We start from the raw sequence: 12012 nt of genomic DNA on the forward strand, positions 1-12012 counted from the left end.
CCCTCTTTGCGACGATGAGGTCTACTTGGAATTTCTTCTATCAAATTAAGCTTAAGTAAATTTTCAATCGCTCCATACATAGTTCCTGCTGCTACCTTAACTGATCCATCATTTAACTTATCAATTTCTTGAATAATAGCATATCCATGAACGGGTGTAGTTAAAACTAAAATAATATAAAAAAGTTCTTTCCGTTAAAGGTAAATATGGATTTCTAATCATACAAAGAAAGTCAAGTATTAGAAAAAAGTTCACTAGGATAATAGTCTAAGATTCTATTAAAAATGCAAAAGATCAAGTGTTCACTTCGCTCTCACTGCCCTCGACGTTTTAGTAGCCTTTCCGTAACTTCGTTCAGTCTAAGCCAACTAGAAGTTTTCGTGCTACTCTCTCCTTCACCCTAAAAAATAAATCGAGTTGTGTGTCTGTTTTCGGCCATTTTGATATCTTATTTAAACTTTCTTGAATAAATGTACGCTCTAAACGAGGTCACTGGAACATCTGTTTCAAGCCTTTCGTGTAAAAATGATGAAAAAGCTGCAATTAAAAGGGCTCAAAAATGAAGCACAGAAACTGAAAGTAAATTGGTGTTTCTTAACTAAAAACAGATGGAATATTAAAAAACTTGGTGTAGTTTCCGTGCACCTAAATTCCCACTTCTTACAGAAAGTTTAGACGAAGAATTTAGAAAAAACTACAAAATTTACTCAAATATAACGAAGGTATACGAAGTGCATTGATTTATCCCCATACCAATGACAAAATAGAAGCTAAGAATACCCATATTAAACAATGAAACGTGTATCTTATGGATTTAAATCATTTGATAACATGAGCATTTTTTATTTGACTTCTAGTATTCTTTCTTCTTTTAACATAACTTTTTTCTTATTTATCTTCCAAATCTTGGATGGCCTCTTTTTTTTCTTCAAACCAAACTGCACCAACCAACTCTTGCCCAATTTCAAACGATAGCAATCCCCTGGTAGATCGGTAAAAGTGACTTGTCCGGTTTGATCTGTTAGTTCTTGATAGGCTTTTCCATTACGCCGCAGGGCTTTTTTCCCTTTTTTATCATAGAGTGCGATTGGCGTATGTTCTGCCACGCCTTCTAAGCAAACTGTGAAATCAAAACGCACTTTCCGCAGTCGGTAACGGGCGATCACATGATACAATTGATAAATAGCGGCTAAGATCAACAGGGCCGTCCCCGCCAAGATAGCGATTTGTTTCAACTTACGAAAACGATCGCCTTTGACTTGTTTTTTCTCGGCAGCCGGTGTATATGGCACGCGTTTTCCTGTGACTAACAAACGGTGACTATTGATCATATAAGGGGTACAGGTCATGAGCGTCACCAAGTCTTGGCCTGGTTCGATCTTTAAAACCGAAGTCTGATCTGGCGTCACGACTTGGCTGTCAAACACTTCATAAGCCAAGGTTTCCCCTAAGACATTTAGCAGAACAATATCACCGTTTTTAAGCTCCGGCAGATTGGTGAAGAGTTCCCGTTCTGGCAAGCCACGATGAGCCGAGATCACCGCATGGGTACTTGCGCCACCAACAGGAAAGGACGTGCCATCTAGGACCGTCGCGCCTTGTTCCAATAAATCATCATTGGTCGTATCAAACAGCGGTAACTCAATGGCCAAATCAGGAAGATTGATAGTCCCAATCAAATGCTTTTTGTAATAAGCAGCTGTAACCGTACCGCCATTCGGATTCGCAAACGGATCGGCACCCGGAGCTAACCCGCTTTCGCTCAATTTACTATTTTCTTCCGCCAGTCGCTTGCGTTCGGCTTCAAATTCTTTCTGGCTTTCCTTCAAATAGCGATCGACGCGCACTTGATCGATCACATTATTCAACGCATCGACATAAAAGGGATAGAGCATGGTCAAGACGCCAACCATAAAAATGAGGATGATCGCAATTTGCGAGATCACTTGCCGATTTTTCTTCATTTTTTCGCTCCATTCTCCAGATAATAAGTAACTTTCTTACCTTGCTTTTTCTTCGTGACGCGGCTTAAAACAAACTGCCGATCTTTTAAACGGCGGACCTTGCCCTTAACTGGTTTTGTCGACCCATCGATCGCCTTGGCATAATAACGACCCCCTCTGATCTCAGGGAAAGACACCCATCCATCCACCTGGCTTACAGCAACTGGTTGGTTAGTGACATCTGTTGCCCAGCGTTTTTTACGGACTAAGGTAAAAGTCACGCCTGCTTTGGGTTGACCATTTTCCAATAAGTAAAAACAAAAGTCATAACTGTGTTTGCCACTTTGATAATAGACGAACTTGCGATACATCCAATAGAAAATCATGGCAAAGAAAAGCGGGATCAGTAGTAAATACAAGCGAAAACGCCGTTCGACCGCTTTTTTGGTACTGGTCACTTCCTCCGCCATTTCCTCCACATAAGGCACACGGTGTCCAGTGACTAATAAACGATGGGTATTGATGCCATAAGGTGTACAAGTCAATAAGGTCACCAAGTCCCGCCCCGGTTGGATGACCACTTTGTCGATATCCGACGGTAAAACGATCTGGATGTCATCGACCTCATAAGCCAATTTTTCCCCAGCAATGGTCAAATAAAAATCATCGCCAATCACCAACTTTTCTAAATCTGTAAAAAGTTTACGTTCCGTCAAGCCACTGTGGCCTGAGATCACCGAATGGGTACTATCGCCACCGATCGGATAAGACGTTCCTTGTAAAATCGTCGCGCCTTTTTCCAAAAGAGCAGCATTGGTTTCATCAAATAAAGGTAAGCTGACCGAAATTTTTGGAATATAGATAGCACCCACGGTATGCTCTTCATAATAGGCTTTACCCGGATCTTTGGCATCATCGACCTCATTTTCAAACGGGTCTTCTACCAGTCCCATGCCAGGAATATTGGTCATGTTCTTACTTTCAGCTAGCTCTTTATTTTTTTCGGCCATTTCTTGGTGCCTTTTTGCTTGTTCTTTGGTATTTGTTCCGGCCATCTCAGCCAAGTTTTTTTCCATCATCTTTTGGTCATAATAGGAATTCACCGCATTGGCCAAAAAGGGATAGCTGAAAATAATGGCACCGGTCGTAAATAAAATCGCCATTAGCAGTTTTAAAATCAAATTGATCCGTTCATTTTTTTGGCGCTGGTCCATGCTTGCACCTCCTTCTCCCTATTTAAAAGAAAGAAAAGGCAACTTCAAGAAATGAAGCTGCCTTTTGCTATTTTAAAACTATATCTTAGACTTCAGCTTGTGTTTTAGATTTCTTGAACCAAGCGTAAGCACCGATCATAAGAGCAGCACCGATAAGTAAGAAGGCATAGATCCCGTTACCACCTGTTGATGGAAGCAGACCTTTAGGCGTGTTAAGAACAGACTTTAGTTCTTGACTGCCATATTGACCGTGTTCAACAGTGAAATCGACATCTTCATCAAGTAACACATATTTATCACTTGAAGTCGCTTTTTCTTCTAATTGATAGTCACCATTTTTCAAACCAATTACTTTCAACTCACCTTTGTCGTCAGAAACGATTTTCGTTGCTTTTGCTTCATCAGTCGTCCATTCTTTAAAGATATATTCACCTTTAGTGTTTTTAGCATCTTCAAATATTGCAAAGTTAGAGCCTTGTTTTACGACAAATTCCGCACCAGATAAGGTTGCACCAGATTGCGAATCTTTTTTGACGAATTTATAACCACCTGTACCAAATTGCGTTGGAGGTGTAATTTTATCTTGAGGGTTGTTACCAATTGTTACTTGGGCACTATTGTTTACTAAATCGTCAGGATTTACTTCAGCAGTTAATTTCATTTTGTAAGTAGCAATCAATTGACTACCAGCTAATTTTCCTACATTTTCACTTTGTTTCAAAGTAACAGTAAATCCGCCAGTTGCAGAATTTTCAGCTAATTCATAGTCAGTTCCAGCTACTAAACCAGTTGCTGCAAAAGAATCTTTTACATAAGCAAGTCCAGCAGTTGGCGTATCAGTTACAGAGTAAGTGACGCCATCTTCCAGAATGTCCGCAGGAATATTTAAAGTTAATTTATATTCGATTTCATCGCCAGTTGTAAGGTTATGATATAAAACATTTCCATCAGCACCCTTAACTTCAGTGAACTTATCTAAATTGGCAACTTCTTTTTTATCAGTCTTGGTTTCGTTCTTTGGATAGACTTGAACGTTGGTATTGATTGTATCTGAATATTTGCCATCTTTAAACGTATAGATTGGCATTGCTAAAACGATTGGAGCGGCTTTTGTCGTTACGGAAACATTGCCTGGCGTGCTTGTTTCAACAAACATATAGACTTTATCTTTGTCACCGTCTTTTAAAGCAAGTCCTTCAAAAGTTGTTTGACCATTGGCATCCGTTTTTTGTTCTGCTTTTGCTACAGTTGTGTAATCTGACGCATTATCAGCAATTTCTTTTGTTGCTTCTGCTTGTGACTTACCATCTGCAATCAGAGCAAGATAAGCATCTGTTACATCATAGGCTGTAAAGCCGGCTCCTTCAAGTGGATCTCCACCAAAGTCCATTTCTTCCCCAGTATTTTGCATGGAACCTTGTGCTGGAGCTTCGCCATCTTTCCAGATTCGTTTGTTGATCGTTACATTTGTCGTTGTTGCTTCAGCAGCACTTACTGTTTTCGCACCAAACACGCCGGTGAATAAAGGCACTACAAGTAGTGCTGCAAAAAGTGTTTTCCATAATTTCTTCATTTTCTAATTCCTCCTTTATTTTTTGTACAATATTCCAATAGACCTTAGTCTTTTATACCTTTGATTAATTGTTTCGTACAGAGTGTTTCCGCCATAAAATGATCGCCGTACCGATCAAAAGAATCCCCAATATACCTAGGAAGGATTTTGCTTCACCTGTTTGTGGAAAGCGTTTCTTCGGTTTACTTGGTTTTTTAGGTTTAGTTGGTGTCACTGGCTTTTCAACGATTGTTCCCACATTTTTAGGATAAAGGTGAACGGTAGCTAATTCTTTGTCCGTATAGGTTTTACCGTCTGTGCTCATTTCATATACTGGTAAAGCCACTACTAAGGGTTCGGCCGCTTTTTCGACTTTTACCTTTTCAGGATCAGGCAATGCCGTTTCAACAATCAGGTAAACCGCATTTTTACCGCCACTGCTTTTAGGTAGTTGGGGAAATTTGATTGTGCCTTTTTCATCAGTCAGGCCTTGTTCTCTGATAATTTTTTGATAATCAGCAACATTTTCTTGAATCATTTGAATAGTTGTTGTTTCGTCAGAGCCTTTGACCAATTTATAATAATCCTCTGTAATGTCATAAATCGTAAAGCCGACCCCTTCGATTGGATCTTTGATATCTTGATCGGCCGCTCCCGTATTTTGAATAGCTGCATCAGGTGCTTGGTCCCACAATTGTTTGTGGATCACAATATCGATCGTCCCGTCATCCGCAAAGGCTTGTTGCCCCGTAAAGATCCCTACCAGCAAAGTTGAAAGAAGTAAGGTGATTTTGATGAACAATGATTTATTCTTCATCTTAGTTCAACTCCTTTCGATTACGGTAGAAGTAGCAGATCGTAAGAGCACCTACTGCTGTGACAAGAGCTAAGGCTACTATGATGAAAGTCTGTATACCTGATCCGCCGGTTGCTGGCAGTTGTCCTTTGGGTGTATTAGCAACCGTCAATTCGATGACGTTATTGTCCTCATCTTTTAGATTTACTTTGATAGCATCTTTATCAAGATCCTTACCATCATAAGTCACGTCGCCGACAGTTCCGTCCGCATTTATAGTGACCTCGAAAGTCCCTTCTAAAAGAACAAACCCTTCTGGTGCTCTCGTTTCTTTGATAACGTAAGTTCCTGGACGAACACCGTAATGATTACCCGAAGCATCTAAAAACTGACCCGTTCCTTCATCATTGGTCTTCAGAGTAGCCAAAATCGTATTGGAATCCTCTTTTGTGGCTAAGCTGAATTCAGTATCTGCTAATGGTTTGTTGCTTTGCGAGTTCTTTTTAAGAATTGAAAAGTCAAAATCACGCAGTTCATTGTATTTGATTAAAACAATCTTATTATCACTCGTTAAATAGAAACCATCTGTCGTTGGTTTTGAGTTAGCGGTGATTTCTTTGCCATTTGCATCAAGTAGTTTCCCAGCGCTATCGATTTGGAACTTAAAGACTGTATCGTCTTTCTTATAGCCTGTCGGTACCTTCGTTTCTTCCAAGCTGTAATAGCCTGGTGCCAGGCTAGCAAAAGATTTGGCATCATTTCCGATCAAATCATCACCGACAACTTTACCATCATTCGTCCACTTATCGTCATATTGCTTCAACGTGAACTTCGCACCGTCTAATGTTTTACCACTATCTTTATTATATTTTTCAACCAATAAAGGACGTTTGGTAAACTCATTTTCAATGGTGTACTTGATAGTGTTGTCTTTGATTTCAATACCCGGTACAGCATCGTTGATGGTTACTTTACCTTCTGCACTAACGTTGACTTTCCAACTAGTTGTAGTAGCCGTATGTCCAGCTGGTGGTGTAACTTCTGTCAATGTATACTCAGTATTTAATTGCAGCTTGTACTTATCATCAGACAACGTATAGGTTCCATCCCCGTTGTCCTTAAGTTCAACGCCTGCATTTGGCAAACTACCTCCACTTAGTTTAAAGACTGCTCCTTTAAGAGGTGTCTTTCCTTGATCAGAAATTTTAGTGATCTCTAGAGCAAGTGGTGTGTAGATTTTTTTATTGGTCCAAATGGTTGTAGCAGCATTACTTGAAGATTCATAGCCATTGACCGTTGCTTCTTCAAAGCTATAAGCAAAATCATTCCCTTTATTGTTGAATTGTGGCAACCAAAGCGATTCAGTAGCTCCTTGTGTTTCGGCTACTTTTTCAATATTGGTCTTTTCCCAGACATTAGTATCTGTAGCAACATCGCTTTTAGAAAGACGAATAAAACCTTGCTTCCAAGAATTGCTCTCTGTGGTATCTTTTCGGTTCAAGGTGAAATCAAGAGAATCGGGACGTTTACTCGTATCCTTATCGTATTCTTCCCAAATCTTTTTCAGATCAAGTTTCACCCCCGGTGCCTTTGCGGAAGGAACGCCAAAGTCTACTTTATTATCCGGATTGTCTCCGTTTGGTGTCAAAGTTGTTTGACCATTCATCGGATACCATTTTTCCGGCGTGAAATCTTTATCTTCTGTATTGATACGCACTTGATAATGGATCTGAATTTCTTGATCTTTGCCTAAGTTCAACTCAGTAGTGGTCACTTTACCATTCGACTGGTTTACGGTCGGTAAATTCGTTACAGCACTATTCCCTGTACTGATGCTCTTCACAGTTGGAGTGCCTTCATAAGAGAACTGATCACCCAAAGAATCATTGATCGAACCATTGACTATGGTGTTGAAAGATTTCACTACATTTTTAGCTTGTTCATTCAAATAATCAGAAACATCGTCTGTTGTTTCAGCATCTTTATATTTACCCGGTGTAGCGATAAGACTTGCTCTATCGCGAACTTGTTGTTCAGTTAAAAAATCTCTATCCTTACTCAGCTGAATTCCCAGCGTGTGGATAGTTAAGCCCGCATCTTTGGCGATTTTAGCTGCTCCTAATGTGGCCGGCCAAGTACTATCAATATTTGTTCTATTTCCCCAAGAACCAACCGCATAACTACTATTGAGTTTAGAGGTAGTGCCTGGTTCATCCAATCCATTACCAAATTCAGTAGCATAGGTAGTCCCATCAATCGTTTGCGCAGCGGTTACCTTCTTAGAAAAAGTAGGAACCCCATCGGTCAATACGATCATCATTTTGTTTTCATTGGAGCTTCCCGCAAGCATCTGCTGACCTTGCTCGATCCCGATTTGAGTGTAAGTGCCTCCTGTAAATTTTGGTTTTAAAGTATCATTGATTGCATTTATATGACTAGTATCTGAAACTTTACCTATCGGTACAGTAAGATAACCTTTAGCCCCTGTTACATATCCTGGACTAGAAAATCCGACTAAACCAACATTGACGTAATCCCCAATGCCTGCGTCTTTAATGGTTTGCAAGAAATTTTTCACACCATTTCTGGCTGCACCAGCACGATCATTCCATCCGTTACTTAGACTCGATTCCATACTTCCTGACATATCCACTATCAAAACAATATCAACTGGTTTGATATCTTGTTGCTCATTACCTTTTACATTCAAATAAACGTCGTAAAGCCCTGGTTCACTCGCTTCTTTGGCATACTTACGAATGGCAAAATCTGTTTGTTTTTCACCATACTGGATATAAGAATGCGTTGTGTCTGATGGATCGCCATTCCAGCTAGTTACACCATCCCAAGTGGCAAAGTTGCGTTCCTTGTTCCCTTGGTGGTTGATCACATTTGTTTGCCCAGCTGGTTGCCAGCTATTAGTCGGATAAGTTCCTTTTGTGGCATCTGTCGTATATTCTGGCGCAATATTGCTGTAATTAATGGAAGAAAATGCACTTATTCCACTAAGATATTCAAGATTGCTAGCGCCCACTGTTGCCGGCGAGGCATTTATCTCAGACGACGTTGCTTCACTGGCTTCTTCCGTTTGTGTCGTCGTTTCGGTCGCTTGGCTACTAGTGGTTTCTTCAGCTGTTGTCTGAGAAGTAGCACTTACTTCTGTCGTTTTTTGTGTAGCCACTGCTGGTAATTTCAACGCATGCGGACCTTCTACCGCACTAGTCAAAATATTCTTGTTAATAGTGACAGCTTGTGTTTCATCCGTTTTTGTTGCATCGGCTTGAATTTCAAGAGCTACCTTGGAGACATTTAGCACCGTTGTAAATGAAAGAGAACCCTGCGATTGTTTCGAAAAATCTTTTTCCGCAAACCATTGGTCATCATTAGTAGCAAAACTGGCATCTTCATTAAAAGCTATTGCTTCTCCATCAGCCGTCACTTTAAATTTCAGTGCTTGATCATTGCCATCACTTGCTACACTTTTTTCATATTGAAGTTCCCAGTTTAAAGAATTTCCATCTGATGAAACAGAGGAAATGACTTTTAAACCCGCTTGATCTACAATTTTATCCGGCTGGATTTCTATCGCATGTGCGATACTTGAACAAGCAGTCAAGATTGGCGGGATAAAGCCCATCAAAATAGCAACCATCATAAACCAGACCGATTTTTTCTTCTTCATTTCTTCCCTCCTCAAAAAAACATGATATCTATTCTTAAACAAAATTTAAATAGCACTACCTAAGATTTTATACTTCCATCCTAATTATAAACAATTTATAGAGATAATACTATTATTATCTCTCAGACTGTAGACAAAGTATCAAAAATTTGATACTTTGTCTACAGTCTGAGCCTAGTATCTATTGCTAGGCTCTTTTGTATACCTCTACACGTTCATTTCCTTCTTCCAGCATTCATAAAACTCAACAGTTGCACTTTTTTTCATTCTCCTACAAATTCCACTAAACAACGACCACTTATAGTCATCCAAAATAGCAGTACCTACTCCCCCTACTCCTAAGAAAAACACTAAGAGCAAATACAAAAATAGCATCATATTCGTCCATAACGATAAAAGAACCAATAAAAGAGAAACTAATCCGGCCGTAATAAAAGAAAGAATCAGAATACCATAATAGATTTTCAAAAGAACAGCCCATTCTTTGATCCTATTAAGCTCAGCTATTTCCTCCTCAATCATTCATCAATCCACCTGCTCTTTCTTCTTCTTGGGATCAATACTCTTTAAGAACTTCTCCTCCAACACCAATAAATGACGATAAACATCATCCATCGACCAGCCTGAAGAAAGACTAAGACAATACAAAAAATCACAAGGCAACGTCTTTACGGTACGGTTTCTTGTTACCCAGCTTGCTACTGTACTCTGCTTATAGCCATGCAACTCACAAAATTGCTCTACTGTCAGACCTAACCGCGAAATAATAAACACATTGATCGGGTAGGGATATACAAAGGTATTGATACTCATAGTCAGAAAGACCTCCCACCATATTATTACGTTTGCGATAATAATACTACTCTTTCTTAAGACCAGCAACCAAGGCGGAGAAAAAGAAGAACGTATCATAGATATAATGTAATAGGCAATTTGCACCTTTTAATTTCAGCCTGTATCGATCATGAACAGATCTGTTTGCACGCCGATCTTATTGGGATCTATCAAGCGTTTCAGTGCTGTCTGGATAAACGTGTATTCTTTTCCAAAAGCTTCTGAGATCGCAGCGAAATAAGCCCCCCGGCTTTCTTTTTTTAGCCGGATAACGGAGCGCATCAATCCATGTATCGAAGCTAACATAATACCCCCATTACGACCAGCACGAACACGAAAATGAATTTTGTTCTCTTTTCTTAACTGCTTCAGTACTTTGTCCAGGGAACGTTTTGGGATCTTTAAACGTTCAGTTAACTCTTTTTTTGTAGAAATAATGTATGGTTGTTCTTCATAGGATTGCTCATTCAAATAGGACAGTAGATCTTCTGCCCATTCATGACTATGTGAATACTTGCGAACAGCTCTTTCTTTCTTGAATTTCCACCAACCCCGTTTTTTGTTGAATAGTTGCTCTTCAGAAAGATTGGCATCGACCCACTCTTGGCATAATAGGACAATTTTTTCTCTGTGCGCTGCTTGATATTTTCCGGAGTAAGCGGAACGAATGATTCTGGTTAATTCTCGATCAGATAAAGGGTTAGCCAAGCGGTCATTGAATTCTAACATCGTCAATTCACATGCTTCTACTTCGTATCCTGACGAAAAGTATGCCAAAGACAAGGTGAATATGACATTATTTCGACCGTATACGCCCTTTTCACCTTGTATTTTTTGACTTTTTAGCAACAGCTGGAACCAGGGTTCATCGACTTGACGAAATTCTTGAGTAGATGGTAATACAAAAACGTTTTTGATCTCCGCTTTTTTGTCCGCATCTTCTCTCATTGACCAGTCGATCCATTCTTCGAAACTATAACGATACTGTGGTTCAAAGAATAAAACATTCTCTTCAGAAGGCATACGTGTGATCCCAAAATGATTGGCATTTACATCAACTGGAAACCGATAATCATTTGAAAATTTGTTTCTTAGATTTTTTGAGATCATTTTGGCCACATTGATCACTTTAAAATTTGAATTCTTCGTCACGTATGCAGGCTTGTCTAGTACATAGAAAGCTTGAAATCCATGCGGTGTACGTAGAATCATTGTCGGCATAAAGCCGATCTCGTGACTGGCCAAGATAATTTCTCCATAGTCAAAGTTTGGATCCAATGTGTCAAAATCAACAAAGAAAGTATTGATTTGACGCAAATTGTCCTCAGAATGACCTTTTGTAAACATTCTGGCTTCATCAGCATACGTTCCATAGCGAAATACATTTGGTGTCCAATGGGTGAATCGATTATTGTTCTCGATCACCCCTTCTTCTGAAGTGATCACTAGCCCAATCCCCTCGATCATGTGTTCCTTTGAACGGTACGCAAAAATAGCCCCCTTTCCTGACTGATCACTAAAAGAGACCGGTTTTAGGTGGCTGTTTTTATATTTAAATTTACGGATACCATTTTGTAATACCGTCGAATATACGACATCCAAAGAAGCTGCCATGACTGTTATTCCTTCCCAAACTAAAAGAGAACACAAATAATCTTAAAGATTTGTGTTCTCCCAATAGCTTAGAAGTCTCAAAGGAACGACAAAATAAGCGTATATATATTGAGTTGCTCGTCAAAAAATGGTAAAATAAACCTATAGGTTCGGATTGGTAGTCCGAATAGATTTATTCAAATCACATAAGTGGTTTCCAGCCACTCACATAATTTCCATGAGACGAACGAGAACACATAGTTGTTGTATGTGATTCAGATGAAAGAGTGACCCAATTCACTTTTTTATCCGTCTCTTTTTTTATTTTTTTTTTTCAGTTCTATAAATACAAACATAGCATATCTTACTTTTTCCATCTTGTAAACTCTTATTTTTTA

8 protein-coding genes and 2 pseudogenes are annotated in these 12012 nt (G+C 39.4%); 1 reads left to right on the forward strand and 9 read right to left on the reverse strand.

The features are described 5' to 3' along the window. Positions 1–5: 5 nt before the first annotated feature. Positions 6–222 (reverse strand): annotated as a pseudogene (locus DOK76_RS12115) (PadR family transcriptional regulator); the annotation flags it as partial. Between the two features lie 270 nt (positions 223–492). Here DOK76_RS12115 and DOK76_RS13195 point away from each other — a divergent pair. Then, positions 493–840, forward strand: a pseudogene (locus DOK76_RS13195) (transposase); the annotation flags it as partial. A gap of 2 nt (positions 841–842) precedes the next feature. Here DOK76_RS13195 and DOK76_RS12120 read toward each other — a convergent pair. The 8 genes from DOK76_RS12120 to DOK76_RS12155 all read right to left on the reverse strand — a co-directional run bounded on the left by DOK76_RS12120 (position 843) and on the right by DOK76_RS12155 (position 11635). Beyond that, entirely contained in the window at positions 843–1964 is a 1122-nt protein-coding gene (locus tag DOK76_RS12120; protein WP_206968148.1) for a class C sortase, read from the reverse strand. Then, positions 1961–3157: a class C sortase gene (locus tag DOK76_RS12125; protein ID WP_206968150.1), complete on the reverse strand. Its 1197-nt coding sequence runs from the start codon at positions 3155–3157 to the stop codon at positions 1961–1963. The genes DOK76_RS12120 and DOK76_RS12125 overlap by 4 nt, the downstream gene beginning before the upstream one ends. An 85-nt stretch (positions 3158–3242) precedes the next feature. Beyond that, positions 3243–4730 carry a SpaH/EbpB family LPXTG-anchored major pilin gene (locus DOK76_RS12130; RefSeq protein ID WP_206968152.1) on the reverse strand — a complete coding sequence of 496 codons (1488 nt, stop codon included), beginning with the start codon at positions 4728–4730 and terminating at the stop codon, positions 3243–3245. A gap of 64 nt (positions 4731–4794) precedes the next feature. Beyond that, positions 4795–5526 carry a pilin N-terminal domain-containing protein gene (locus DOK76_RS12135; protein ID WP_206968154.1) on the reverse strand — a complete coding sequence of 244 codons (732 nt, stop codon included), beginning with the start codon at positions 5524–5526 and terminating at the stop codon, positions 4795–4797. A gap of 1 nt (position 5527) precedes the next feature. Continuing rightward, positions 5528–9187: a SpaA isopeptide-forming pilin-related protein gene (locus tag DOK76_RS12140; protein ID WP_206968156.1), complete on the reverse strand. Its 3660-nt coding sequence runs from the start codon at positions 9185–9187 to the stop codon at positions 5528–5530. A gap of 207 nt (positions 9188–9394) precedes the next feature. Then, on the reverse strand, positions 9395–9709 hold the full coding sequence (locus DOK76_RS12145; protein ID WP_206968158.1) for a hypothetical protein: 315 nt from the start codon (positions 9707–9709) through the stop codon (positions 9395–9397). A gap of 3 nt (positions 9710–9712) precedes the next feature. Further along, positions 9713–10000, reverse strand: a complete 288-nt coding sequence (locus DOK76_RS12150; protein ID WP_104884700.1) for a type III secretion system protein PrgN — start codon at positions 9998–10000, stop codon at positions 9713–9715. A gap of 135 nt (positions 10001–10135) precedes the next feature. Beyond that, complete coding sequence (locus DOK76_RS12155; protein WP_125958483.1) at positions 10136–11635, reverse strand: primase C-terminal domain-containing protein; 1500 nt, start codon at positions 11633–11635, stop codon at positions 10136–10138. Between the last annotated feature and the right edge of the window lie 377 nt (positions 11636–12012).

It is taken from the genome of Candidatus Vagococcus giribetii (genome assembly GCF_017316185.1).
GTDB classification, from domain to species: Bacteria; Bacillota; Bacilli; order Lactobacillales; family Vagococcaceae; genus Vagococcus; species Vagococcus giribetii.